The 24,823-nt window shown below is 39.3% G+C and carries 27 protein-coding genes and 1 pseudogene; 6 read left to right on the top strand and 22 right to left on the bottom strand.

Going from position 1 to position 24,823, the window contains the following annotated elements; translation table 11 throughout:
* Position 1: 1 nt before the first annotated feature.
* The 3 genes from nikA to I5J82_RS09020 all read right to left on the bottom strand — a co-directional run bounded on the left by nikA (position 2) and on the right by I5J82_RS09020 (position 2,983).
* Positions 2-1,549, bottom strand: a complete 1,548-nt coding sequence (gene nikA, locus I5J82_RS09010; RefSeq protein WP_198767585.1) for a nickel ABC transporter substrate-binding protein — start codon at positions 1,547-1,549, stop codon at positions 2-4.
* A 396-nt stretch (positions 1,550-1,945) separates the two neighbouring features.
* Positions 1,946-2,479 (bottom strand): hypothetical protein, encoded by a 534-nt coding sequence (locus I5J82_RS09015; RefSeq protein WP_198767586.1) that lies wholly within the window; start codon positions 2,477-2,479, stop codon positions 1,946-1,948.
* Positions 2,480-2,560: 81 nt separating this feature from the next.
* Complete coding sequence (locus I5J82_RS09020; protein WP_198767587.1) at positions 2,561-2,983, bottom strand: hypothetical protein; 423 nt, start codon at positions 2,981-2,983, stop codon at positions 2,561-2,563.
* Positions 2,984-3,156: 173 nt separating this feature from the next.
* On the opposite strand from I5J82_RS09020, the gene I5J82_RS09025 reads away from it, so the two are divergent.
* A complete protein-coding gene (locus tag I5J82_RS09025; RefSeq protein WP_198767588.1) occupies positions 3,157-3,492 on the top strand; it encodes a hypothetical protein in 336 nt (111 codons plus the stop codon).
* Positions 3,493-3,604: 112 nt separating this feature from the next.
* Positions 3,605-4,252 carry a cupin domain-containing protein gene (locus tag I5J82_RS09030; protein WP_198767589.1) on the top strand — a complete coding sequence of 216 codons (648 nt, stop codon included), beginning with the start codon at positions 3,605-3,607 and terminating at the stop codon, positions 4,250-4,252.
* Between the two features lie 117 nt (positions 4,253-4,369).
* Here I5J82_RS09030 and I5J82_RS09035 read toward each other — a convergent pair whose 3' ends face one another.
* From I5J82_RS09035 to I5J82_RS09065, 7 genes are all read right to left on the bottom strand, one after another.
* Positions 4,370-4,540, bottom strand: coding sequence for a hypothetical protein (locus I5J82_RS09035; protein ID WP_198767590.1), 171 nt, complete (start codon positions 4,538-4,540; stop codon positions 4,370-4,372).
* Positions 4,541-4,908: 368 nt separating this feature from the next.
* On the bottom strand, positions 4,909-5,214 hold the full coding sequence (locus I5J82_RS09040) for a hypothetical protein (RefSeq protein WP_198767591.1): 306 nt from the start codon (positions 5,212-5,214) through the stop codon (positions 4,909-4,911).
* A gap of 118 nt (positions 5,215-5,332) precedes the next feature.
* Positions 5,333-5,629, bottom strand: a complete 297-nt coding sequence (locus I5J82_RS09045) for a YciI family protein (protein WP_198767592.1) — start codon at positions 5,627-5,629, stop codon at positions 5,333-5,335.
* Between the two features lie 62 nt (positions 5,630-5,691).
* Entirely contained in the window at positions 5,692-6,909 is a 1,218-nt protein-coding gene (locus I5J82_RS09050) for a DEAD/DEAH box helicase (RefSeq protein WP_198767593.1), read from the bottom strand.
* The gene (locus I5J82_RS09055) at positions 6,906-7,445 is read right to left on the bottom strand and encodes a hypothetical protein (RefSeq protein WP_144699456.1); all 540 of its coding nucleotides are present in this window, start codon (positions 7,443-7,445) and stop codon (positions 6,906-6,908) included. The genes I5J82_RS09050 and I5J82_RS09055 overlap by 4 nt, the downstream gene beginning before the upstream one ends.
* A gap of 50 nt (positions 7,446-7,495) precedes the next feature.
* Positions 7,496-7,864, bottom strand: a complete 369-nt coding sequence (locus I5J82_RS09060; RefSeq protein ID WP_198767594.1) for a YppE family protein — start codon at positions 7,862-7,864, stop codon at positions 7,496-7,498.
* Positions 7,865-8,126: 262 nt separating this feature from the next.
* A complete protein-coding gene (locus I5J82_RS09065) occupies positions 8,127-8,639 on the bottom strand; it encodes a MerR family transcriptional regulator (RefSeq protein ID WP_198767595.1) in 513 nt (170 codons plus the stop codon).
* A gap of 216 nt (positions 8,640-8,855) precedes the next feature.
* Between I5J82_RS09065 and I5J82_RS09070 the strand changes: the two genes are divergently transcribed.
* Positions 8,856-8,996, top strand: coding sequence for a hypothetical protein (locus tag I5J82_RS09070; protein ID WP_198767596.1), 141 nt, complete (start codon positions 8,856-8,858; stop codon positions 8,994-8,996).
* 36 nt (positions 8,997-9,032) lie between these two features.
* On the opposite strand, the gene I5J82_RS09075 is transcribed toward I5J82_RS09070, so the two are convergent.
* Positions 9,033-9,989: a DUF2515 family protein gene (locus I5J82_RS09075; protein ID WP_332873646.1), complete on the bottom strand. Its 957-nt coding sequence runs from the start codon at positions 9,987-9,989 to the stop codon at positions 9,033-9,035.
* Between the two features lie 131 nt (positions 9,990-10,120).
* Here I5J82_RS09075 and I5J82_RS09080 point away from each other — a divergent pair, with 131 nt between their 5' ends.
* The 3 genes from I5J82_RS09080 to I5J82_RS09090 all read left to right on the top strand — a co-directional run bounded on the left by I5J82_RS09080 (position 10,121) and on the right by I5J82_RS09090 (position 13,768).
* A complete protein-coding gene (locus tag I5J82_RS09080) occupies positions 10,121-10,366 on the top strand; it encodes a glutaredoxin family protein (RefSeq protein ID WP_144699448.1) in 246 nt (81 codons plus the stop codon).
* A gap of 68 nt (positions 10,367-10,434) precedes the next feature.
* Positions 10,435-11,040, top strand: a complete 606-nt coding sequence (gene recU, locus I5J82_RS09085) for a Holliday junction resolvase RecU (protein ID WP_198767597.1) — start codon at positions 10,435-10,437, stop codon at positions 11,038-11,040.
* A 76-nt stretch (positions 11,041-11,116) separates the two neighbouring features.
* On the top strand, positions 11,117-13,768 hold the full coding sequence (locus I5J82_RS09090) for a transglycosylase domain-containing protein (RefSeq protein WP_198767598.1): 2,652 nt from the start codon (positions 11,117-11,119) through the stop codon (positions 13,766-13,768).
* A 45-nt stretch (positions 13,769-13,813) separates the two neighbouring features.
* Here I5J82_RS09090 and I5J82_RS09095 read toward each other — a convergent pair whose 3' ends face one another.
* From I5J82_RS09095 to I5J82_RS09140, 11 genes and pseudogenes are all read right to left on the bottom strand, one after another.
* The gene (locus I5J82_RS09095) at positions 13,814-15,076 is read right to left on the bottom strand and encodes a glycosyl hydrolase family 18 protein (protein ID WP_198767599.1); all 1,263 of its coding nucleotides are present in this window, start codon (positions 15,074-15,076) and stop codon (positions 13,814-13,816) included.
* A 56-nt stretch (positions 15,077-15,132) separates the two neighbouring features.
* On the bottom strand, positions 15,133-15,474 hold the full coding sequence (locus tag I5J82_RS09100) for a YpoC family protein (protein WP_198767600.1): 342 nt from the start codon (positions 15,472-15,474) through the stop codon (positions 15,133-15,135).
* 78 nt (positions 15,475-15,552) lie between these two features.
* Entirely contained in the window at positions 15,553-16,098 is a 546-nt protein-coding gene (locus I5J82_RS20620; protein ID WP_332873682.1) for a peptidoglycan-binding domain-containing protein, read from the bottom strand.
* Positions 16,096-16,653: pseudogene (locus tag I5J82_RS20345) on the bottom strand (peptidoglycan recognition protein family protein); the annotation flags it as partial. The gene I5J82_RS20620 and the pseudogene I5J82_RS20345, both read right to left, overlap by 3 nt.
* Before the next feature lie 336 nt (positions 16,654-16,989).
* Positions 16,990-17,664 carry an endonuclease III gene (gene nth / locus I5J82_RS09110; protein WP_198767602.1) on the bottom strand — a complete coding sequence of 225 codons (675 nt, stop codon included), beginning with the start codon at positions 17,662-17,664 and terminating at the stop codon, positions 16,990-16,992.
* A gap of 60 nt (positions 17,665-17,724) precedes the next feature.
* Complete coding sequence (locus I5J82_RS09115; RefSeq protein ID WP_198767603.1) at positions 17,725-18,438, bottom strand: DnaD domain-containing protein; 714 nt, start codon at positions 18,436-18,438, stop codon at positions 17,725-17,727.
* A gap of 323 nt (positions 18,439-18,761) precedes the next feature.
* Entirely contained in the window at positions 18,762-20,054 is a 1,293-nt protein-coding gene (asnS, locus tag I5J82_RS09120) for an asparagine--tRNA ligase (protein WP_197221194.1), read from the bottom strand.
* A 75-nt stretch (positions 20,055-20,129) separates the two neighbouring features.
* On the bottom strand, positions 20,130-21,314 hold the full coding sequence (locus I5J82_RS09125; RefSeq protein ID WP_198767604.1) for a pyridoxal phosphate-dependent aminotransferase: 1,185 nt from the start codon (positions 21,312-21,314) through the stop codon (positions 20,130-20,132).
* A 36-nt stretch (positions 21,315-21,350) separates the two neighbouring features.
* Positions 21,351-21,836 carry a cell wall elongation regulator TseB-like domain-containing protein gene (locus tag I5J82_RS09130; RefSeq protein ID WP_198767605.1) on the bottom strand — a complete coding sequence of 162 codons (486 nt, stop codon included), beginning with the start codon at positions 21,834-21,836 and terminating at the stop codon, positions 21,351-21,353.
* A 12-nt stretch (positions 21,837-21,848) separates the two neighbouring features.
* Complete coding sequence (locus tag I5J82_RS09135) at positions 21,849-22,019, bottom strand: YpmA family protein (RefSeq protein ID WP_082820684.1); 171 nt, start codon at positions 22,017-22,019, stop codon at positions 21,849-21,851.
* 151 nt (positions 22,020-22,170) lie between these two features.
* Entirely contained in the window at positions 22,171-24,699 is a 2,529-nt protein-coding gene (locus tag I5J82_RS09140) for a cyanophycinase (RefSeq protein WP_198767606.1), read from the bottom strand.
* Between the last annotated feature and the right edge of the window lie 124 nt (positions 24,700-24,823).

Consider the following 24,823-nt stretch of genomic DNA (forward strand, 5'->3'; position numbering starts at 1 on the left):
ATTATTTCACATCCATATTGTGTGTTAGAATATAATACTCCTCTGCTGTAGGCTCCCAGTTCACAATGCGTTTGTTCATTCCAATAATGATATTTGGATAAACGGCATAACTATGGGCAACTTCTTTGTTGATTACCTTAGACGCATCTTGTGTCAGCTTTGTACGCTCGTCTAAATCTGTCGTTCTATTTAACTTTTCAATTATAGTGTTAAGTTCAGGAATGTTGATCTTCCCAACATTTAACGCTCCTGTTTCTGTGAAAGCAGTATTAAAGAAGTAGCTTCCGTCTCCTCTTGGAGAGGTATTGTTACTATACGTCGCTAGATCCCAATCCTTGTTCTCAACTAGATGCGTATCAGCATTTTCAACTGTTTTTATATCGATTTTGATTCCTGCTTTACTTGCGTCAGATTGAAGTAGCTGTGCGATTAAAGGTAGTTCTGGACGAGCTTTATACGTAACTAGTTCAAGAGTTAGCGGTTTACCGTCTTTCTCCATTAAACCTTCTGCATTCTCTTTGTAGCCCGCTTGAGTTAAAAGGCTTTTAGCTTTTTCCACGTTCAATTCTGAAACTTCTTCATCTAGCCCAAACGGTAAAGTACTGTTAAATGGACCGTTAGCTTCAAGACCGTGTCCTAGCATGATGTCATTTACAACACTCTTGCGATCGATCAAGAGGTCTAGAGCTTGTCTAACCTTTAAATCTTTAACATTTTTACTTTGACTGTTATATAGAACAAAATGCGCTCGTAGTCCAGGAATGGATTCAACTCTCAATTTATTATCCTTTTCTATCGTATCTAGACTTTCGGCAGGGAGATTGTACACAACATCAGCTTCTTTTGACTGTAGGGCAAGTGCTCTTACGTTAGCGTCTTCATTAAACTTTATTTTGGCTGAGTCCAGTTTCGGTTCTCCAGCCCAATAGTCTTCGTTTTTTTCAACTTCAACAAATTGATTGGATTTAAATTCTTTTACTTTAAATGGACCTGTACCGATTGGGTTATTTCTAAACGCTTCTTCTCCATCCTTCTTGGCTTCTTCCATGTTTACAATTGATGTATAAGGATTTACAAGTTCGGATGGAAGTGCAGGATAGGGCTCTGTCGTATGGATGGTAAGTGCTTGTCCATCTGCTTCCATAGATTTAATCTTCAGAGAATCACCTAACGATTCGTTCGCTTCAATACTTCTTTCTAATGATTGTTTGACAGATTCAGCATCAAGTTTTTTACCATCTTGGAATTTTACATCATCTCGAATTTCAAATACCCACTTCTCGTTATCTGTTGTTTCCCATCTTTCAGCTAGCCAGCCTTCAATATTCGATTTATCATCCAGTTTTAATAACGTTTCAGTAAGTCCAGCACGAATAGGAATAAAGCCAGTATGCGGATCTAAGTTAGCTGCTTTAAAACTGAAAATCATATTAACGTTCTTTTCTTTTTCTTCTTGTTTTTCTGAGCTATTTTGTGTGGTTGAACAACCAGCCATGAATACAAGAACCAAACATAACATTCCTACTAAAATATTTTTATAATTTCTCATTCATTTACCTTCCTTACCTATTGTTGGTTTATAATCGTAATCATTACGGTTTAAATATCAAAAAAAAATTTAATGCTTGAAGTTTTATTGAAAGATGGAGAAATAATACCTATGTATCAAGTAATCATGAACATTAAGAAGCGAAGTGATCTTATGATCTACGACACCTTTGTACAAGGTGTTCTTTATGCTCGCCCTTCTGATTGTTATTAAAGTGCTGCCCTCCTCACTTTCGCTTTAAGCGTAATCATTACGATTTACATATCGAATTCTATCATTTAATAAAATTACCGTCAATCACTGAACGAAGTAAAACTATAAAAAACCCATCAATGATGGGTTTAAGAGATATGTATATGTATGAGATTACAAAGTGAGTAAAGTGAGTATGACATTTTAAGATCCAGACGACTTACTTCCTGATCCAAAGCCTGAACCTGTTGATGAAGGAGTTGTTGTCACGTTCGTACTCGGCTTTGTTGCTGGTTTAACTGTGGAAGGAGCAGTTGTAGCTGGTTTCGTAAAGTTAACTTTACCTGTAGGTTTCGTTTTGGTTGTATTTGCTAACAAGAATATCCACCACGGAAACGAGCTTTCATTGGCATAATAGTTGGAATCCAGAGTAGATTCCCCGTTTTCATAGACATCATCTAAGAACGTGATAAGCTCATCCTCTTGAAATTCCAGTCCGTTTTCTTCTATATAATTCTCCATTGCTTCTAAATCCATATCTGGATATTGAGATTGCAAATGATCTAGGTCAATCTCCTCTTCAACAGCTACATCGTAGGTTGGCTCTTCTGAATAAGACGTTTCATCTTCAGTGTAAGTTGATTCATCTTGAACAGCTATATCTTCTCTAGAACTGCAGGCACTTAAAGCAACAGCTGCCGATAATATGCCTCCAATTAGCTTTTTTGTCTTTGTCATTGTGACTATCCCCTTTTTCACATGGTCCTTTAGGAGTGTATCCTTGTTTGAAGTAAAAGCTCAACATTTGGATCCCTTCATTTATAACCTCAACTCACCAATTCTAGTCAACTTCTCTTTAAACCATATCACTACGGCCTTTCTCTTTAACACTTCGTCAATCATCCAAAAGAATAAAGAGCAAAGTATTGTTTGCATGAAAATTATATTCCATACTATGTTTTCCAGATCATAATACCCATGTTCACGTATCAAAATATAAACTAAGAAAAATAAACCAAAGAGAATATGAATAACACCCGATAATAAAAGCTTAAAAGATGGATGTACCCACTTGATCATGTAATCAGACAACATGGACGAAAAGGATCCATATAAGATGACGAATGGAACTAAATAAAACGCTATAAAAATACTAAACTCTAAACCGAGAATCGCAATATTTATCAAGGTCATAATGAAGCTAGTAGCAATAGCAGCTATCCCTTTTCTTATAAGAATCATTACTCCTCCTAAATTAAAAATATTGTCTATTTATTTTTATTTGTTTTATGACAAATACCCCTTCTTTAACTATTATTATTTAAATACTAAAATTTAACAATTATTTTTTCCAATATATGCTATAATGCTGGATGGAAAAAGCTTGAAAATTTTTCTGAATCGAGGGGATTTCTTTGGATTTAATTTTTATCCTACTTATGCTTTTAGGTTTATTAATAGGTATTTTTGCGTGGTATAGGGATAGAAGTGAGAAAAATAAACGTTTTTCTTGGTTGAGTTATGCTTCTTTATTGGTTCCACTATTATTAATTCTGACCATGTATAGTACAAGAGGCAGCTTTCTGATCTATACAGTAGGTATTGGTTCTCCTCTGTCATTACTGCTATGTGGCTACACCTTATTTAAAAGAAGAGAGAAAAAGATTCTAGCTGTTATTGGTCTGATCCTTTCACTGATCTCCAATGGCATTGTTTTTATAATTGGGACTTTCGTAATTACAAATAACTAATCCTAATATCGCTAGCAATTCAAGGGAGCTTTTAAGTAAACACCCAATTATTTGTGTTTGCATACCATACTTACAAAGTCGGGCAAACGCCTATGAAGAGGTGAAGCACCTTATGGTATCATATATGGATTATACATCTCCCTCTACTCAATATACGTTTGATGTAAATACGAGTCCTCTGTTCAAAAAAGACAGCCAAAATTATATTAATGTATTGGGTATTAACCAGTTGAATACTTTAGAAAACGTATCGTTATTAGATATATTTATGAGTACGGGCAATGTAGTTGAGCCTCATTATCATCAGAATGCTGCTGAACTTGTATACTGTATCTCAGGCTCTGTTGTAGTATCAATTCTTAATCCATTTACAAAACAGTTATTGAACTTCAAGATCACACCAGGCCAAGTAGCCAATGTTCCTCAAGGATGGTGGCACTATGAAATTGCTTTAGAAGATAACACTCATATTCTAGCAATTTTTAATGCACCGACTCCTCAAGTTGTTCTTGGTTCAGATATACTGAGATTCACCCCTGCCAATGTAATGGCCCATACGTATTGTCTTGATGAGAATCAATGGAAAGAAACCGTTGCACCTGTTCAACCTTCTACTTATATTGGGCCTTACACGAACTGTCAGCGAAACGCTGAATATACCTACCATTCAAATCATAATCAAACATATCAGCAGATGCAGTATGTTCAACAACATCCTGAAACTCCGCACGTTCAGCCTTATCGGAACGTTTGGTGGTAAGGAATTCTCTACAACGAAAAAAGGCTTAAAAAACCGATCAGAAGTAAAAAATGGGCGGTTTTTTGTGATTGAATTGGTTAGCTTGGAATCTTATTCTCCTGTAAATGTAGTGTAGGATTAATCATCTTTAGCACGTAGAACAATAGTACCGTACCTCACAAAGCGCTTCATAGAATTATTACTTGAAATTTCTTTTTGATCTAAATAAAAATCATGCTGTCCTCTGAATACTACAAACCACACAATCATTACTATGAAAAGTGCAATACCTGCTAAAAACCAAAACATAACATTCCACCTTTCTTTCAAATAAATAGTCGTTCTTTAAAAGTTAATATTATGATTATATTTTTACTTCCTTAATATTACAATTATTAATGGTAAAATTAGGTTGTATTATTAAAGAATGACTGGAGGTTAGGTTTAAAGTATGGGAATGACTTACTTAGATCTTTTTTTAACCTTATTTGTATATTTAGGATTACCTATTATTATCTTGGTATTGATCGTTAAAATAGTAGATTGGCAAGTGGAACAAATTCGTCAACGCAAGTTAAGGTATGAGTATTATGAAAAGAAAAGTCAAAAAGAAAAAGGGAATCATCATTGATTTCGCTTAAATTTCCCTTTTGTATCATCTTCTACATTTTTTTAATCTACCTTGCTGTTTTATCACGATAAACAATCAGTGTAACAACATTTAAAACGATTGTAACGATTAAGAGTGCTGCTGAAACAGACGCAGTTGCATACATCGTATCCATAAGGGCACTCCAATCCTCAATCAACACCTTATGGTACGTATAAAATATTTGAAAACACAATGAAATTGCACAGGCACAGATACTAATGGTAGACAACATCATCCAGCTTTTGTTTTTCTTCCGTAATAAATTTACAACTGGCAAAATCCAAGCGATTAACCCTAATACGAGACTTCCAACATTCAGTAACCCAATCATTTAACACGCCTCCAGAAAATCTTCTTTATTAATCGTTATTTGTATTCTCTGCATTTGTCTTGATATCCTTTTAATATAGAAAACACTGCAACCAATGGTTACAGTGCTAAGAAACGTGTTATTTCTTTATTAAAGAAACGCGAAAAGGATATAGGCTTCCAGTCATGATTTTTCCCTTAACCGCTGGATCATTCTCCATGATGCTTCGTGCTTCTACTTCATGAGTATTTTGAAGAATAACAACTCCAAAAGAAGCATCCAGACACGGTCCAGCCAATACCAATTTTCCCTTCTCTAACAAATCTTGAAGGTACAAAAAATGAGATTGAAGCTTTTCTTGTTCCTCTTCGGTCTGATTCTCCATTAAATCTGCTCTGACTGGTATAATTTGATATAGAAATTCAGTGATTTCCAAACGTATCTCTCCCCTTTAGAGAAAGAATTCTATCGATTTATGAAAAATCCTTTTAATTGCAACTATCTTCTTTTTTTAGATCCGTCAGACTTTCTTTGCATGCTTTTTTCATTTTTCGGTGCAGGGCGTTTAGTAGATGGTCCTCTACTAGCACCTTCTTCTACGATGACTTGTCCTTTTTCTAGAAGCTGCTTTTGAAGAGGTACGTTCATCTTCGCCGTCCATTTTTTCACAGACGTTAATTCTGCTTTTGTTACTAACGAAACGACTGTACCTTCTTTCCCCATACGTCCCGTTCTTCCAGATCGGTGAACGTATTGCTTTACGTCTTCTGGCATTTCAAAATGAACCACGTGTGTAACGTCAGGAATATCCAATCCACGTGTCGCGACATCGGTTGTTAAAAGAACAGGAATCTTTCCATTCTTAAAATCGTTAACGACTTTTTGACGATCTTGTTTCGTTGAATTACCTGCTAATACACCTAGCTTAATCTTCTTGTACTCAAGTTTTGTTGCGAACTCATCCATCTTCATTGAACTATTGATGAAGACCATCGCTTTAATGCCAGGTGTGTGACGAATCAGCTTGCGTAAGTTTTCGACTTTATCACGGTAATCAGACACCATAAACGTATGCGTCACTTCACTCTTCACTAAGTCTTTTTCTACTTTAACGATAACTGGTGCTACGGCTAATTTTCTTGACCAGTCCTCTGTCTTGTTATTGATCGTAGCGGATACGAATACTAGCTGACGGTCTTTTAACGTTGCTGCGATTACTTGTTCAACGTCACCGTTAAACCCAGCTTCAATAATATGGTCGGCTTCATCGATCACAATGGTTTTTACTTCATGCACTTTAAGTTTTTTGTTTTGGATTAATTCTTTTACTCGCCCAGGTGTACCTACGATAAATTGCGGTTTCTTTTTTAATTTATCTAACTGACGCTGCATGTTAGCCCCACCGATGAGAGATGCCCCGCTTAATCCGCTGTTTTCGGTAAACTTTTGACATACATCGTAAATTTGCATTGCTAGTTCTCGTGTTGGTGCTAAAAAAAGAACTTGAGCATTCTTTACTTCTGGGTTTAACTTTGATAGTGCTGGTAATGCATAAGCAAGAGTCTTACCAGTTCCAGTTGGAGATTCAATGATTAAATCTTTGTTTTCTAGCTGCTCAGGTATTGATCGTTCTTGAATGTCTGTAAATGCTGAAAACCCGCTTTTGTTCCAAGCGTTTCGGATAAATTCCGGAAAATTCTGTAGCGATTGTGTCATTTTTTATACCCCTTAAAATATTCATTCATTTCTTTTATTGACGCTATTAACTCTTCAAGTACAGATGAAATTCGCTCTGGTTCCTCTTCAGAAACCGGCTTTTGAAGTTGTATAGAGATCGTGTTGGTGAATACGTGTCTTGGTTGGCCATATATATAAGTAAGTTTTTGCTGAATGTCACCTTTTAAATCTCCGCTTCCCCATTTTTTCAGTATGGATTGAAGCTGTTTACAATCTGTTTCTATTTCATAAACCGGAGTCTCGATCACGCAGGAAAGTTTACTGCCTGCTCCTTCAGGGTTATCGTTCAACTTTTCCATAGCCAAGTCTTCTAGATTTGAAGTTAAGGTGATAGTCCCTTTCATCGCTTCTCCGATCGCTGAAACTACAAAGTCAATCGAATAATTTCTTTCTATAATAGCTTGATCCATTAAGTCTTTACGATTAATGATCTCAATTTCTCCTGAAAAATCTAGGTCATATACTGCTCCTTCGAGCACAACCTTTAGATTATCATAAACAGATGGATGATACATCTTGTTCTCTCCCTATTTTTAAAAACAATATTTAAATACGGTACGTGAAATTATTTATTCTCGACTTCCGCCATTTGATTCTTTAGCTGATTCAATACATAGAGAACAGATTTCACCATTTCTGTGATTCGTTTATCTTTCATTTTCTTTTGAAAGACGTAAACACCAAGATAGCCTATATTTTCAGCAGCGGTGTTGATCTGAATCGGGTACAGATATTTAGGCTTATTGACGAGCACCCAGTCTCTCGCGAGCGGCTCCCAGTCTTTTACGCGAAAATGGATGCGGTCGGCAAATGGTTTTACCTCTGTAAAAAAGTCCGCTTCTGTTTCTCTCGTTTTGGTTTCTGTCTTATAAATATGAAACGCTTCATCTATATCAGCGATTAGCTCGGTTGTTAATGTATATAAATGGTCCATAAAAAAAGTCCCCCCATTCTTTATATCCTACCAAAGAATGAAGAGACTTACACTTTTTGATTTGTTTTTCGATCTATTTAGTACCAGATAGATGGTTCTGTATGTTTTTAGCTTCATTGAAAGTTGATTGGAGTGTAAGGTACGAGACTCCTGCGGGACGAGCGGTCAGGTGAGACACTTAAGGGCGCAAAGCGGCAAGGGGCTCACCGGTCGCCCCTCGGAAAGCGAGCATCCTGTAACGGAAATCAACTACCCATCAATTTTATAGAGTAAACAAACTGACGAACCAGTTCTTTCTTGATTTTTCTTTTACGTATAGTCGCTCTTCTGGATAATCCTGCTTCAGGAGTGCTACTTCTAAATCTTGCAGACGAGCTTCCATGTTTTCCATCTTTTTAATGAGTTCTTCAAGCTCTGTCGCGTGCTGTAGCATCTGATAAGACACAACGCTATCTGCTTTTTCTTCGACCTTCTTCTCTAGCGCATCTATGGCCGCATTTAAGCGATTGAACTTTTCTTCAAATTGGGTTGGTAGTTCCATTGTTTGCTCTGTTGAATGCATCGACTGAACTTGAATATCACTCATCAAAAGTCCGTTATCAAGCTGTGCTTTAATCTCTTTTAACTGATCGATGTCATCTTGTTTGAACAGATAATGACCGTGCTCGTTCTTGTCACATTGAATGTTAAAATGTCTGACCCAACGCTGAACTGTTGTTGGATTCACCCCTAGTTCCTCAGAGACCGTTTTGGTTTTCATCAACACCATTTCCATCATGAATCCCTCCCCGTTTTCTTGTGAGTACTATTTTCGAGCCTCATCTCTCCATCCCCTTCACACCTGACAAAACTAGTTTTCATTCGGCAAAGAAAGTGGAATACAACGGAATCACTACAAATTCGACACTCAATTTGTTGATTGTTTGTATATTCAGTCGCAACAACTCCAAAACTAAGAGAAGTTCAGGTGATACAAAAAGGAGGTGCCAACATGAACCAAGACAGCAAACAGCAAAAACAGCAGGATCAATATACGAACCAAGAAGAAACTGGTACTCAAAAAAGCGAGCAAAAGAACAGTTCAGGTTATGGTGACAAAAAACTGAACGGCCCAGATATCCCTAGCACATAATGAAAGTAAAGACGGCTCATCAGAAGCCGTCTTTTTTCATGCATGAAACATCCATTCTTTTAAGAGAATTCCTATTTTTAGCTGTCTTTGCTTTTGTTTATACCAATCGGTTAACACAACCCGGTGCATTGGTTTTACAGGTTCATAAAACTGTTCAGTGTTTACACGTTTTCGGTACCAATCTCTTGTGTTCGATCTGTGATGGTCGATGACTGGAAACGCCAGCCGTAAGAACGGGGTTTCTCTTTTTTTACTTGGATAGATGTAGGTTTCAAAATCATGTCTTGAGCCCGTGTGAGTGACTTTATCTGCAAAAGAAAGAATCTCTTCACTCCACTCTGATTCAAACATAATGGTGTATAGTTTTTTCCCTGTTTCGATCCTATTTTTCGTCTTTTTAAATCCATGAACGGATATTCCTATCACTTCTCCACTCTCGACAGGAAAAAGCACGGTACTAAAATGCATATAATCTTGTAAAAGAAACGGCATTTTTGAAAAAATTCTCTGTTTATAAAACCCATCCTTTATCACAGGCTTTTCGATCACGTGTTGTTCATTAATGATTAGGGACGTGCAAATTCGCTTCAGATCTTTCTCTTTCCAAAACCTTTCCCACTCCATCACCATAAATGTTGAAACACCAAAATATCTGAGCAGATGAAAACATGGCTCATCTTGTTTTTTCGAATACTCATAGATCAAAAGCTGGGGATATGCATCCTGAAAGATTAGCCAGTTTGCGCGTTCATAGGTTAGGAATAAATGCTTTCTAGTATCTTTAGACAACAGCCTAGGCAACCAATCCCCTTTTAAGTCACACATGCTGTAGCCTGCATTTCTTGAAACAAGACTAGCGAGCATCGCCCACCTGATCTCAGGGTTGTTTTTAAAAAATGTGGCATAGCTTACGGTACGTGAAATATTATCACGATTTTGTGAATTCGTAAGCTTCCGAACATGTTGAATAATATTCTCATTATGCTGTACCACGCTGATCCTCCATGCTTTTTGTCCTATTTTCTATCGTTCGCTTTCATGTTATAAAATATTTGTGTCATATAAGAAAAAAGAGTAAACTAATGGTTATGAAAGATGTATTTGGAAAAAGGAGGCATAGACCTTTGGCGAAGACAGTAATACTTTACACACAAGAAACATGCCCTCCATGCTTTGCAGAAAAAGAGTGGCTAAAAGCAAACGAGATTCCTTTTGAAGAACGAGATATCCGTAAAAACGATGCCTATATGAAAGAAGTGATCGACCTCGGCGCTTCTGCAACTCCTGTAACCGTTATTGAAACGGAGGACTCCAAAGAAGTCGTCATGGGCTTTGTAGAAGAAGAACTTTCTCGACTACTAAAAAAGTAAACATCCAACGGCTATGTGTATCGTTTTTTCATGCGCATAGCCATCTTTCGTTGTAAAGGAGATGAATCATGGGTACCTTTCATTATCCAAACGGTAAGAAAGTGACTTCTATCGTGAAAAAACAATCTTCATCTTCTATCAAAAAAGATATTTCGTACAGCAACAGAGGAATGTCGTTAGAAGATGATATCAATCAGAGCAACGAATATTATCTTTTAACCAATCAAGCGATCATCCATAAGAAACCTACTCCGGTTCAGATCGTAAATGTAGAATATCCAAAACGATCTGCCGCTGTCATTCGAGAAGCGTACTTTAAACTCGCTTCCACGACAGATTACAATGGGGTGTATAAAGGAAGATACATTGACTTTGAGGCAAAAGAAACAAAGAACAAGACGAGCTTTCCTCTAAAGAACTTTCATGAACACCAGTTACTTCATATGCAGCACATCTTAGATCATGGTGGGATCTCGTTCGTCATCCTTCGTTTCTCTCAAACAGATGAGAGCTATTTATTCGACAGTTCTCACTTGATCACGTTTTGGAAGGAACAAAAAGAAGGCAGAAAATCTATACCTAAGGGTGAAATCGAGGAAAAAGGACATTCTATTACTATCGGGTATCAACCTCGGCTTAATTACTTACAAGTGGTAGATTCTGTCTATTTCTAGTCGTTCATAAATTGTCAAATGTCGTCGAATAATTGAACGTGTTCATTTTTTATGAAGTTGAAAGGTTGGTAAAACAATGTCAAAAGATTACCGAAGCCGTATGGAGCGCAGACAATCTAGTGATAGTTCCAAACCGGCAAATCAATCAAAAACAAAAAAACCTAGACGAGGACGCAGTTGGAAGAAGACGCTGTTCATCCTTGCTCTTATATTAGGCGTTTTAGGACTGTTAACGATCGGTGTTATTGCCGCGACTTCTCCTAAATTAGATCCTAAGAAACTAGAAACACCTGTATCCTCTAAGATAATGGATATGAACGACAAGGAAGTTTCTCTTGTTGCAGGTGATGAAAAACGAATTCGTGTTAAGATTAATGAAATTCCAGAACCTGTACAAAATGCTTTTATCGCCACAGAAGACGTGCGTTTCCGTGAGCATAGTGGTATTGATGTACGCCGTATAGCAGGTGCAGCCTTCGCTAACGTTAGAGAAGGATTTGGAGCAGAAGGTGCGAGTACGATCTCTCAGCAGGTTATTAAGAATACGGTATTAACAAATGAAAAGTCTCTTACACGTAAGATTCGTGAAGCATATCTTTCCGTCCAATTAGAACAGAAGTACTCTAAAGACCAAATCTTAGAGATGTATTTAAATAAGATCTATTTTGGAAACAATGCTTATGGAATTGCAACAGCTGCCAAAGTTTATTTCAACAAGGATGTTGATCAACTTGAGGTGCAAGAAGCAGCTCTTTTAGCTGGTCTGCCAAAAGCGCCAAGTTATTATGATCCTACGAGGAATCCAAAAGAAGCAGAACACCGACGCAACGTTGTGTTGAACTTAATGGCTCAGCACAAATTCATCTCAAAAGAAGAAGCAGAAAATGCAAAAAGCATTTCTGTTAAAGACATGATTAAAGAAGGCGAAGTTAAGACTGAGACTCGCCCTTATGATGCTTACATTAAACAGGTTATTGATGATCTCAAAGAAATTGAAGGTCTTGAAGAAGCAGATATCTATTCATCTGGACTTAAAATTTATACGAATTTAGATACGAAAGCACAGCAAACAACTGAAGATGTATTAAAAGCGAAATTAAATGAAGAGCATGAATTCCTACAGTCTGGAGTTGCTTTAGTTGATACGAAGACAGGGTCCATACGCGCAGTCGGAAGTGGCCGCGGCGGTCAATTAAGTAACTATTATTCTTCAAAAATTACACGTCAACCAGGATCCACTATTAAACCAATACTTGATTATGGTCCTGCTATTGAGAATAAAAAGTGGAACACAGGCTACATTCTAAAAGATGAACCAGTAGAACTGAAAGACATTACGATCAACAACTTTAACGACCGAAACGTTGGCGACATCTCTATGCGTCAAGCACTCGTTGAATCAAAGAACACGACTGCTGTTCGTGCGTTCCAAGAAGTTGGAGCAGAAGAAGCAACAGATTTTGCTAACAAATTAGGATTTGACTTAGATCCAGATACAACTTATCCATCCTACGCGATCGGTGGTTTTAACGGTGGTATCTCCCCTCTTACTCTAGCTGGTGCTTATACATCTTTTGGTAACGGAGGTATATACTCAAAACCAACTACGGTACGTAAAGTTGAGTTCCCTGATGGCCGTGTAGTTGAAGTCGATTCAGAGCCGAAAGCAGCTATGAAAGATTACACCGCTTATATGATCACAGATATGCTAAAAGATGTGATGGACAGAGGAACTGGACGTGAAGCGAACGTTAGTGGACTTAACTTAGCTGGTAAGACGGGTACAACTAACTACTCTAAAGAAGATCGTGATAAGTACGGTCTTCCAGATGGGGCGACGAAAGATGCTTGGATGGCAGGATATACACCTACCTATACAGCAGCTGTTTGGACTGGTTATGCTGAGAACAAAGACAAAGAAGGTAACGGTCTTTATCTAAACGACAATGAAGCGGATTATTCGAAACAGATCTTCCGTGATATCATGAGCGAGTTAGATCATAAGAACACTGACTTCAAGAAGCCGAAATCTGTAACGGAAGTCGCGATGGAAAAAGGAACAGGGAAACGGGCAAGTGAGTTCACACCTGATTCTGAAAAGATCATCGAGCTTTTCGTTAAAGGATCTGACCTTCCTGGCATAAGTGATAGCTATGAAAAACCTTCTTCGATTGAGGGATTAGAAGCGAAGTACAAAGAAAATAAAAACGAGATCGAAGTTAAATGGAAATATGGTAAGAAAAAAGGCGTATCCTTTAGAGTTCTCGCAAGCTATAACGATGGACCGATGCAGGAACGTGCAACGATCAACGATACGAAATTCGTTGTTCCATCACCTGCTCCTGGTAAATATTCATTCCAAGTCATAGCGATCGACAGTGAGAACAACACAGAAAGTGAACCTGCAGGAACATCGATTACGATCGAAGGGCCTGAAGGTGAAGAGCCACCACCTGGTGAAGGTGAAGGCGAAGAGCCAGGTACTCCTCCAGGTCAAGAACCTGGAACTGAACCACCTGCTGAAGGTGAACCTGGGACTCCTCCAGATCAAGGAGGCGGTGAAGGTGAACAACCAGGTACTCCTGGTACTCCTCCCGGACAAGAGCCTGGGACAGAGCCACCTACAGAAGGTGAACCTGGTACAACTCCTACACCTCCTGGGCAAAACGGAGGCAGACAACAAAATGGTGGAAACGGCGGAGGCTTAGTTCCTCCTCTCAATCCATAACGACAAAAAGATCCGTCAGCAATTTTAGCTGACGGATTTTTTTGTTTATTTGATGTTATACCGATCAAGCAAATAGTTCCAAAAAACTGGATAACCAAACGATAGGTTCCAAAAGCTTACTCCTGCAAAGCCGTACTGATCGACCACATCAAATTTTGCTTTCATACTCCGAAGGTCTTCAAACCAAACGACATGCTCTTTTTTCTGTTTATCCCAATAACGGAAAAATGGTGCTTCGTCTTTTCTGCTATATTTGATGGCAGCCTGCCTTTTACCTGCAAGCTGGGTCGCTTGAACCGGATTCAACGCTTTTGCGAACTCACCGCCCGGTTTATACGGTAACGTCCAGTCATAACCGTACAGATTGATGCCCATAAGAATTTTCTTTGGATCGATCACACTTACTGCATAATCGAGCACCTTTTTTACAGATGGAAGCGGACTGACGGCCATTGGCGGTCCACCGCTATAGCCCCACTCATACGTCATCAAGATCACATAATCTACGATTTCCCCGTGAGCTTTATAATCATGAGATTCGTACCATTCTCCTTCTTGTGTGCCCGATATCTTAGGTGCTACGGCGGTCATCACGATTAAATTTTCTTGGTGCATCTTTTCTGTGAGCGTTCTTAAGAACTGATTGTACGCTTCTTTGTTTTGTTTTCCTAAGAACTCAAAATCAACAGAGATTCCTTCATAGCCTTTTTGCTTCATGATTCGTAAGGACTCGTTTATCACTTTATCTGTTATCTCTTTTTTCGTTAGAATCGCTGTTCCAACTTCTTCACTAAATTCCCCGTCTTTTATGTTCGTGATGGCCATGATCGGGCGCACGTTTTTATTTTTAGCATCTTTTAAGAACTCGGAATCATTTAGAGGTTTGAACACGCCTTTTTCGTTCACTTCATAGCTGAATAGCGTAATGTACGTTAACGCTCTTGCAGCCGCATCAAAATTGGCTTGTGCTTTCGGATTTGGTTCTGCAAACGCGTTCGTTACGATCGTCTTCTTCATACGCTCTGGAACGTTAAGCTGCGTCCCTGGCCGGAGATTGCTGTCTGTCACACCGGGATTTGCTTGCTGTAGCTGTGCGACAGATACACCGATCCTGTTTCCGATCTCCTCTAATGAATCACCAGGCTGAACGGTATACGTAAAAGGTGTTGGGATAAAAAGTGTCTGTCCTACTGTCAGCACGTCTTTTTCAGAAAGTCGATTAACCGTAGCGAGCTCCTGCCACGGTAATTTATAGTACTGCGATAGCCTCCAAAGAGAATCGCCCCGTTTCACCACATGAATCTGCATGATACCCCTCCTAAAAAACGTCTCATGTCATCATCATATGTCCAAGAGTCTTGTCCTTATGTACTGCGCTTTCTTAATATGACACTTTTCTTTTCCCATTCTGAAAATAACTCACTAAGCTGTATGTACGATTGGTAGTGATCGGGCTGGTCGTCTATGAACGTAAGCCGCTCGATCGCATTCACAGGTAAGTGCTTATATTCCTTTAGATCGCTTTTGTAGTTCAATGGATGACGAGGTTGCACGCCGTTTACCGAATAGATCGTTTTCAAGAACTGCGTGAAGAAATACTCCATCGGTTCTCTCGCACTTTTTCGGTCACGATTTTTAAAATATATAGCAATTTCCGTTGACTTCTCTTTCCACTCTATAAAAATGTTCTCGGTATTCTCGTTCATTTATTACGCCTCCGATATGTATACAACAAAAAAGAGCTTATCAAAAGATAATCTCTTATCTACAGTTATTGTACCTCTTTAAAAGAGTGTATACCAAGTGGCTTGACCAACGATTCCGTCTATAGCTAGTCCTTTTCTTTTTTGATAAGCTTTTACCGCAGATTCTGTTTGAGGACCAAAGTTACCATCTGCTGGAACATTTAATGCGCGCTGTATCCTGCTTACGTTTGCTGAATCAGTTGAACCTCTTTTGATAACATAGCCTGGGTAAGGTACTACAGCACTTCCGTTCGAGCTCCCTGGCTTTGGTGCTACCGGTTGACTTGGTTTTGTTGGTTGCTTCAACACAGCGTCTAATTTATTTAATGTGTTTGGGCCAGCAATTCCATCAACCGTTAAGTTATATTTTCTCTGAAATGCTTTCACAGCGTTCTCTGTGTTCGCACCGAAAACACCATCTGCTTCTAGAGAGTAACCCGCTCGCTTTAATTTGTTCTGCAGATTCTTCACTCTTTCGCCTGTGTCTCCACTTTTTAAAACACTGTTGTTATTTTCTGGTTTTGGTTGAGGTTTTGGTTTTGGTGATGGAGTTGGGATCGTTTGATTGGAAATGGAGTTCTCCACATCTTTTAGGAACTGATTAAATGTGATGCCATAACGGTTCAATGCGTTATCTGGATCTGTTCTTCGCCCTGGATCTAATTGTTTGTGGCTTGCGATCTTTTCTTGTGGTCTCCAGTTGTATCTTTTACACAGATAACCCCAGAACCAGACGTAACGTTTATACGCTTCTTGAAAATTGATCCTGCCTCCCCAGCAGAGTTCCACGCCGATCGCTGCATCATTCGATTCTCTGCCAAAACGCAGGTTGTCCAACTGTGTTCCATACTGAACATGATACGCTTTTTCATCGAGCGGAATGATCACTAAGATCTCTTTATCATCAATAAAAACATGTGCGCTCGCACTCGGCTGTTGATTGTTAAAATAGTTTCGGTTGCTTCTAGCTGAAGTCCCTGGATTTCCTGTATCGTGAGCGACTCCGAAGAATGGCCCATCGATCTTCGTACCAGGTCTTGCGTTACCTAACTTAATATAGTCATATGTGATTGAATATGACACTAAAACATCACTCTCCTTTGTATATGGTATGTAGAAGGAGAGTGATTGCTTGTACATATGGGATTTTTGTGCAGATTTTAAAATGTTTGTTGGTATTTGAGTGGTATATTAAGCTGTTTAGTCCGGTTAATGTTGTTTTGCAGATTTCTTTTGCATACCCCCGCCGGTTTCTGCTAGCGGAATTCAAGAAATTATTTCAATAATCCCTGAAATTTTGTACATAATCCGGCAAGTTTAAGCGATAATTTAGCGAATTTTAATCATATATCAGCGAGTCGACAAATTTTGACAACCTCACCTCACTAAAATACCCACTACGCTAGCCATGTTTCAACATCTTCTATGCTTTAAGACAAAGAAAAAAACCGTAACTCCAGTGGTTACGGCTCTAATCTATCTTTTTTGAGTCAGCTTCTTCTTTTCTTTTTGGTTCATCCGCTTCTTACCTTCTCGACAGATTGAGAGAAGTGGACACTCTGGGCAGTTTGGATTTTGTGCTTTGCAGTGATATCTTCCAAAAAAGATCAAACGGTGATGAGTTGCGCCCCAAAGCGATTTTGGAATCTTTTTCATCAATGTTTCTTCTACCTGCAGGACAGAGTCTTTCCATTTACAGATGCCTAGCCTCTTCGAAACCCGTTCAACGTGCGTATCAACAGCGATAGCAGGAACCCCATATGCGACAGAAACTACAACGTTTGCTGTTTTACGTCCTACACCCGGTAGCTTCGTCAGTTCATCTCGATCTTTCGGAATCTCTCCACCGTATTCGTTCAATAGAAGTTCACTCAATTTTTGAATGTTCTTTGCTTTATTTCGGTATAGACCGATCGACCGGATATCGTCCTGCAACTCTTCTATCGTTACGTTCAGATAATCTTGTGGCGTCTTATATTTTGCAAAAAGTTTCGGTGTTACTTTGTTAACGAGCGCATCTGTACATTGAGCGGACAGAAGAACCGCGATCGTCAGCTCGAACGGGTTCGAGTGATGAAGTTCGCAATGAGCGTCAGGAAACATATCCTCGATCTGCTCTAAACAAAATTGAATCTGTGCTTTGTTTAACACGAATACTTTACCTCCTGTTATAAAAAAGAAAGACCTTAGGGTATAAGGCCTTTTCTTGTCTTAGGATTCCAGCCAGTTGTATTGGGGTCGTTTGATACCTGCATCGTTCCTCGGTTGCTCTTGTTTACCTGATCTTTGCAGCTGTCTTACTCTGAATTTTTCACCATACGTTTTTGCTGCTTCAGGACTGTTAATGCCATTTTTCTTCCATTCAAAAAGAATACGATCAATATATCGAAAGTTTAACTTGCCGGATAAAACGGACTCTTTAAGTGCAGAGAGTATCAATTCTGGAGACTGCTGATCCTCGTCCATCCAAATTTTAAGCGTTTCAAGCTCCATCGGCGACAACGGGCGACCAAACTCTTTTTCAAAGCGAACAAACACGTTCTGTTCCTGGTGCTCCTTATGTACCTCTTTTTTAGCCTGCTCTTCTTCTTTTAAAGTTTGAAGAAGTCTGTTCCAAAGGGGCTGAAGCGTATATGCCTCAAAATAGACGCCTTTTTCCTTATCCTCGAACTGATCCATGCCGAGCACACCTCTACCGATCAACGTCCTGAGCATAGCGGACACTTCATCACTCGAAGCTGACATTCGTTCTGACAGCTCAACAGGTGTCGGAAAATAGTTTCCTGATTCTATAAAAACATGAAGCTGTATAAACAACATGCATTCGTTGTCTGATAGGCCGATCTGTTTGTACGTTTTGATTAACATATTAGGGATGCTGACTGATCCTTCAGCCATCCATCGTTCAAATAAATTACCGTTCATCACTAAAACACCTCTGCTTTCATTATAGCATATAAACCTAGCTTTTTTATTTTCGCCGTACTGGTGAATGTTGAGAAAAAACTAGGTTTGAACGAGAATAGCGTGTTGGAGTGGCATGTCGAAATTTGCAGAACGGCCTTTATTTTCATTTTTAGACTTAATTCGGTAGGATTTAAACTTAATTTTTTCATTTTAAACTTAACTGGATGCAAAAACGACTTAATTACTCCACAAAACGGCTTAATCACAGTTTTTCCACACTCTTAAAACGCTGCTAAGTACAATAAAAAATCTCCCCGCATAACAGGGAGATTTTAATTTTATTAAGGATATAGACGGTTCAATAGACGCGGGAATGGAATTGTTTCACGAACGTGCTCTGCTCCAGAGATCCATGCTACTGTGCGCTCTAATCCAAGACCGAATCCTGAATGAGGAACGCTTCCGTATTTTCTAAGTTCTAGGTACCATTTGTAAGCATCGTCTGTTAATCCGTGCTCTTCATAACGCTGTTCCATAAGTGCAAGGTCATCGATACGTTGGCTTCCACCGATGATCTCTCCGTATCCTTCAGGAGCGATTAGGTCTGCACATAGTACAACATCTTCACGGTTCGGGTCTGGCTTCATGTAGAACGCTTTGATGTCTTTCGGATAGTTCGTGATGAAGACGGGCTTGTCGAAGCTTTCCGCGATCGCTGTTTCGTGCGGCGCACCGAAGTCGTCTCCCCAGTCGATATCGTCAAAACCTTTTTCTTTTAACATCTTGATCGCATCGTCATAAGAAACGCGAGGGAATGGCGCTTTAACGTTCTCTAGTTTAGAGATGTCACGTCCTAGTGTCTTCAGCTCGTTTTCACAACGCTTGATCACAGATTGAACGATGTGTGAGATGAATTGTTCTTGAATCTCAAGGGATTCTTCGTGTTCAACAAATGCCATCTCAGGCTCGATCATCCAGAACTCGATCAAGTGACGACGAGTCTTGGATTTCTCTGCACGGAACGTCGGGCCGAATGAGTATACTTTTCCAAGTGCCATCGCTGCCGCTTCCATATAGAGTTGTCCGCTTTGAGAAAGATAAGCATCTTCTTCAAAATACTTCGTATGGAACAATGAAGTCGTTCCTTCAGCAGAGCTTCCTGTAAGGATCGGAGGATCTACTTTTGCAAAGTCGTTGTTGTAGAAGAACTCGTTCACAGCGTGGATGATCTCGTTACGGATCTTTAAGATTGCGTGCTGACGCTTAGAACGAATCCAAAGGTGACGGTGGTCCATCAAGAACTCAGTTCCGTGTTCTTTCGGTGTGATCGGATAGTCTACCGCTTGATGAAGTACCTCTACATCTGTTACTTCAAGTTCTACACCTAGAGCTGAACGCTCGTCCTCTTTAACCGTACCCGTTACGTAAAGACTAGATTCTTGCGTAAGTCCTTTTGCTTTTGCAAAGATCTCATCTCCAACTTCACTCTTTACAACAACACCTTGCACGAATCCAGATCCATCGCGAAGCTGTAAGAAAGCGATCTTACCAGAAGAACGCTTATTTGAGAGCCAAGCACCGATCTTAACGGTCTTGCCTACGTGTTCACTAAGCTTATTAATCGTTGTTTTCACTACATGTACCTCCACTATACGTTATCAATATCTACCAAAAAAAATTATGAAGTAGAACACTCTAAAAATCAATCATTACTTGCGTTTTGAGTTGATAAAACGTTCGATACGATCTAACGCGGCCATAATTGTATCAAGACTGGTCGCATAAGAAAGTCTCACGTTGTCTGGCGCACCAAATCCTGAACCTGGTACTAAAGCTACTTTTTCTTCTTCTAAAAGAGCTTCTACCCACTCATCGACAGTGTTATATCCTGTCATTCTTACCGCTTCTGTAGCGTTCGGGAACAGATAGAACGCACCGTTCGGTTTTACACATGTGATACCAGGAATCGTGATCAGACGGTCGTACACTTTGTTCATGCGCTCTTCAAACGCTTGACGCATCTCTTCAACAGGCTCTTGTGTGCCGTTATAGGCTGCAAGTGCACCGTGCTGAGATGTTGTTGTCGGGTTTGATGTACTATGGCTGTCTAAGTTCGTCATCGCTTTGATGATCTTCGCGTCACCTGCTGCAAAACCGATTCTCCAGCCTGTCATCGCATGTGACTTGGACAGACCGTTAATGATAATTGTCTGTTTCTTTAGCTCAGGTGAAAGCTCAGCGATCGACGTGTGTTTCACTCCGCCATAAACAAGCTTTTCATAGATTTCATCAGACACGATCAACACATCATGCTCTAGACAAACTTCTCCGATCGCGCGCAGTTCCTCAGCTGAATAAAGAGATCCAGTCGGATTGCTCGGTGAGTTTAAGACCAGTGCCTTCGTTTGCTTCGTGATCACCTTTTTCAGATCTTCTGCTGTAATCTTAAATCCATTCTCTTCTTTTCCTTCTAAGTAGACAGGCGTGCCGTCTGCAAGCTTCACTTGTTCAGGATAGCTCACCCAATACGGAATCGGAATGATCACTTCGTCTCCTTCATCAAGGATCGCTTGGAACAGAGAGTACAACGAATGTTTTGCTCCTGTACTTACGATGATCTCAGACGTTTCATACGTTAACCCTTGATCTTGCTTCAGCTTGTTCGCGATCGCTTTTTTCAGAGATAAAAGTCCGCCGGAAGCCGTATATTTTGTGTGTCCTTCTTTCATAGACTCATAAGCCGCTTCAATAATATGTATCGGTGTATTAAAGTCAGGTTCACCTGCACCTAGTGCGATTACATCGTGCCCTTCTGCCTTTAATTGGTTTGCCTTTGCTGTGATTGCCAGAGTTGTTGAAGGAGTTAATGCCTCCACACGTTTTGCAAGCTTCATACTACTAAATCCCTCCACTTTTTATTAATCTAAATTTTATTGATCTGATTCTTTCAGACGATAGATCTCGTATCGCTCACCGGTTTCAAAATAACCGTAAAAATAGGTGTACCGATCCTTCGTGTCATAATAGACCACTTCCCACAATGGAATTCCATCTTCCATGCCTAGACGGCTGTCAACGATCGTTTTCGCATCATGGTTCTGTTTTACATAGTTCAGGATCTGTTTCTCTGAAAGGCCATCTTTCGCGTTCAAAGAGGTAACCTTTTTGTCTTTATCGACCCAAACGATCTTGTTTGTGCTTTTTTTGTTCTTACCTTCTACAACATAATACGTCTCATTCTTATAAAAGTGATCCACATTTGTAATAGAAACGAGATTCTCTTCTTTCTTTGCGATTTCAACAGCTTCTGCTTCTTTCTTAGCGGGCTTTGCTTGAACGCCATTAAACAGATAATAAGCTTGCCAGCTTGCTAAGATTAGAATGCCAATAATAACAAGTATCCACTTTTTTCCCATATTTAAGCCTTCCTATGTGCGATAGATCGTAAAAATCATCTTATTTTTATTTTCGTCATCTAACGCGAGCCCAAACATTAAATCTTGATGCTTTAATGTTTTGTTCAATTCAGATACTACTTTATACAAGTCACTCGACTTGTCCACCTTTAGCGTCGAAAGAACTTCAATTTTACTTTCCACGGTTCTTCCTCCTCTTACATCAATCTTTTCCTTGTTTACTATAGCAGAAAATCGGTGAAAAAGGTACTTTAGAATCCGTGAAAAAGCCTTAACAAGATCAAACCGACCAGAATTTTCTCTGATCGGTTTTAACTGGTTATGCATGATTCAATTAATCTATCTTTACATTTACAGGCGTTATATCAAGAGATACATCTACAAAAGAGTAATCATCCTTTTGACCGTCCGTATATCCCCAATAGCCTTCTGTTTCAGCCGTTTTTCTAAAGTTTAACTCAAATCCTTTTGTTTTTGAGAAGCTGTAACTTTTTACACTTCCCGCTCCAGCATTATCTACTAGATTGAAAGAGATGAATTTGTTTAATACGCCATGAGCACTTAAGACACCTGAATGAGGCGGCACTTTGTACTCATAATACTCATAACCTGTCGTGCTGTCTTTATTCTCGTTAATTGAAATTTCTTTTGTTGTAAGATCGAGCACATCTCCTTGGTTGATCCACGATAGCTTAATATTCTTAAACTGACTTTGGCCAAGCTCCGAACTCTTTACCTGTTTTGATAGATCAACTAAGGTTACGCCACCTCTGCCTACAACTTCCGCTTTTTTCTGTTCATTGTATACGACAAGAGCGGTATCTTCATCAATACCATATGATAGTTTATTGTGATCTCCTTTTTCATTAGAGACAGCAATCAATCGGCCAAGACGCGCTTTATTGTCGAAGTGCTGATCTACAATGCCATATTCAAAGAAACCAAGCCCTCGTTCTAAATAACCTGGACCTCCTTCTTGCTGCAGCATTCCGTCATATGTTTCTGTAAAACCAGAAGCAAGGGTATCATAACTTCCTCCGCCCGCAATCATAACATCACTCATAATTGCAGCTCCAGCACTTGTTCCACCAAGTACCGAACCATTTCTATACGTTTCCCAAATGGCATTCAACACTTTAGAATTTGATCCGTCCTCATTCAATAGTGAAGCTGTAATCTTGGTTTGATCACCACCTACAAACCACACGGCATCTAATTGTTCTACTTTTTGGGCAAGATCTTCGTTATTTTTATTTATTTCCGCCCACTTGGACTCATCCTCAGGTGTTTTTTTGTCATTCGTTACAGAGAGCGGAAGAATTTCGATGTGTTCTGCTATCATCCCGTATCGAACGAGGTCTTCTTTAAACGTTTTTGAGGATGTTAAACTGGAGCTTGCAGCCGGTACTATCCCAACTTTAGAATCCTCTTTTCGCTTGGCTAGATCAATAAACTTTTTATAAACATCACCATTCGTGCTTCCTAACGAACCACCTGCGATCAACAGGCTTCCTTTGACCGGTCTTGAACGGTCGATGACGGGAGCTTTAAACGTAGAATGCTTGTACTCAGAGAATGCATTCTTATTTTCTGTAAAACTCACTTTCTTGGGCTCTACATCAAACGCGACATTTGTAAACGAATAATCGTCTTTTTGTCCATCTTTATAACCCCAATAGCCCTTTGTGTTCTCTGTTTTTCTAAACTGAAGCTGAAAACCATTCCCTTGAGAGTCGTATAAATAACTTTTCACAGCATCTGTTGTCGAATTATCGATCAAAGAATACGAGAGATATTCTTTCATCCTTCCGTAAGAAGTAAATAAACCTGTTGCATCGAGTGGCTTAAATTCGTAGTATTCATATCCATTCGTTTCATCTTTATGATCGCTTATGAAAAACTCTTTAGTAGAAACATTTAAGGAGTCACCTGACACGAGATGACTGATTTGAACATCTTGAAAATGTGCTTTATCAAAGTCGGTAACCTTCGCTTTACTAACATCAACAACAGATACGCCGCTTCTTCCGACGATCTTTACTGTTTGTTGTTTGTTGTTTACGATAAGAGCTGTATCTTCATCTACACCGTAAGCAAATTGATTCTTCGTTTTTTCTTTTAGAGCCGTCATCACCAATCTCCCCAGACGTGCCCGTTCATCAAAATGCTGATCTACAATGCCATACTTAAAAAATCCGAGTCCTTTTTCAAGATGCAATGGTTCGTATTCTTTATTTGAATTAGGATTACTCTTCGTAACAACCTCATTGTTTAGTGCTCCTAAGCTGTCACCACCGGTAATCATCACATCGCTCATGATGGCCGCACCAGCGCTCGTTCCTCCTATAACACCGCCTTGCCTATACATTTTCCAAATGGCGTCTAATGCTTTTGTCCGATGCCCGTTCGATTTTACTAATGTATCTGTAATTCGAAGCTGATCTCCACCCACAAACCAGATCGCACTATAATTCTCAATCTTGTTTGCTACTCGTTTGCTGTGTGCGTTTTTTCTCCATTTTGATTCATCTTCAGGTGTGCCGCTGAAATCTTGATTTGCTAGAGGAACGATCTCAATCTGATGTTCATGCAACCCATATGTAACGAGATCTTTTTTAAAGCTTTGTGAAGATTTTAAAGAACTGCTTGCTGCGGGTATGATACCGATTTTTGCCTTTTTCTTACCACCTGCTAAACTGATAAATTCGTTATATACTTCCTTATTGCTACTCCCTAAAGCTCCTCCCGCAATCACGAGGTTTCCTTTCCAATCATCCTTTTTCTTAGCAAAACTTATTGATGAGGTAGTTAGTGATAAGCCAAGCGTCATAGCCAACGTTACAGACATCCATTTTTTGTTCAAGGATTACTTCTCCTCCATTCATAGAGATCTCTCTTCTAAAAAGCAGCTTCTACAAGAGGACCTAAAATGATTTTGAAAATTCATTTTATTCATTGCAAGATACATGCCAAATGGGGATAGCTTG

Origin of the sequence: Fictibacillus halophilus, assembly GCF_016401385.1 — a bacterium.
GTDB lineage: Bacteria > Bacillota > Bacilli > Bacillales > Fictibacillaceae > Fictibacillus > Fictibacillus halophilus.

Excerpts from the sequence above, each read along its gene's own strand:
- I5J82_RS09070 (WP_198767596.1), top strand. The coding sequence starts at position 8,856 with ATGAACCAAGACAGCAAACAGCAAAAACAGCAGGATCAATATACGAAC.
- I5J82_RS09130 (WP_198767605.1), bottom strand. The coding sequence starts at position 21,836 with ATGGGAAAAAAGTGGATACTTGTTATTATTGGCATTCTAATCTTAGCA.
- I5J82_RS09090 (WP_198767598.1), top strand. The coding sequence starts at position 11,117 with ATGTCAAAAGATTACCGAAGCCGTATGGAGCGCAGACAATCTAGTGAT.
- I5J82_RS09065 (WP_198767595.1), bottom strand. The coding sequence starts at position 8,639 with ATGGAAATGGTGTTGATGAAAACCAAAACGGTCTCTGAGGAACTAGGG.
- I5J82_RS09040 (WP_198767591.1), bottom strand. The coding sequence starts at position 5,214 with ATGATTGGGTTACTGAATGTTGGAAGTCTCGTATTAGGGTTAATCGCT.
- I5J82_RS09035 (WP_198767590.1), bottom strand. The coding sequence starts at position 4,540 with ATGTTTTGGTTTTTAGCAGGTATTGCACTTTTCATAGTAATGATTGTG.
- recU (WP_198767597.1), top strand. The coding sequence starts at position 10,435 with ATGGGTACCTTTCATTATCCAAACGGTAAGAAAGTGACTTCTATCGTG.
- I5J82_RS09100 (WP_198767600.1), bottom strand. The coding sequence starts at position 15,474 with ATGAACGAGAATACCGAGAACATTTTTATAGAGTGGAAAGAGAAGTCA.
- I5J82_RS09115 (WP_198767603.1), bottom strand. The coding sequence starts at position 18,438 with ATGAACGGTAATTTATTTGAACGATGGATGGCTGAAGGATCAGTCAGC.
- I5J82_RS09055 (WP_144699456.1), bottom strand. The coding sequence starts at position 7,445 with ATGTATCATCCATCTGTTTATGATAATCTAAAGGTTGTGCTCGAAGGA.
- I5J82_RS09060 (WP_198767594.1), bottom strand. The coding sequence starts at position 7,864 with ATGGACCATTTATATACATTAACAACCGAGCTAATCGCTGATATAGAT.
- I5J82_RS09030 (WP_198767589.1), top strand. The coding sequence starts at position 3,605 with ATGGTATCATATATGGATTATACATCTCCCTCTACTCAATATACGTTT.
- I5J82_RS09095 (WP_198767599.1), bottom strand. The coding sequence starts at position 15,076 with ATGCAGATTCATGTGGTGAAACGGGGCGATTCTCTTTGGAGGCTATCG.
- nikA (WP_198767585.1), bottom strand. The coding sequence starts at position 1,549 with ATGAGAAATTATAAAAATATTTTAGTAGGAATGTTATGTTTGGTTCTT.
- I5J82_RS09125 (WP_198767604.1), bottom strand. The coding sequence starts at position 21,314 with ATGAAGCTTGCAAAACGTGTGGAGGCATTAACTCCTTCAACAACTCTG.
- I5J82_RS09050 (WP_198767593.1), bottom strand. The coding sequence starts at position 6,909 with ATGACACAATCGCTACAGAATTTTCCGGAATTTATCCGAAACGCTTGG.
- I5J82_RS09020 (WP_198767587.1), bottom strand. The coding sequence starts at position 2,983 with ATGATTCTTATAAGAAAAGGGATAGCTGCTATTGCTACTAGCTTCATT.
- I5J82_RS09015 (WP_198767586.1), bottom strand. The coding sequence starts at position 2,479 with ATGACAAAGACAAAAAAGCTAATTGGAGGCATATTATCGGCAGCTGTT.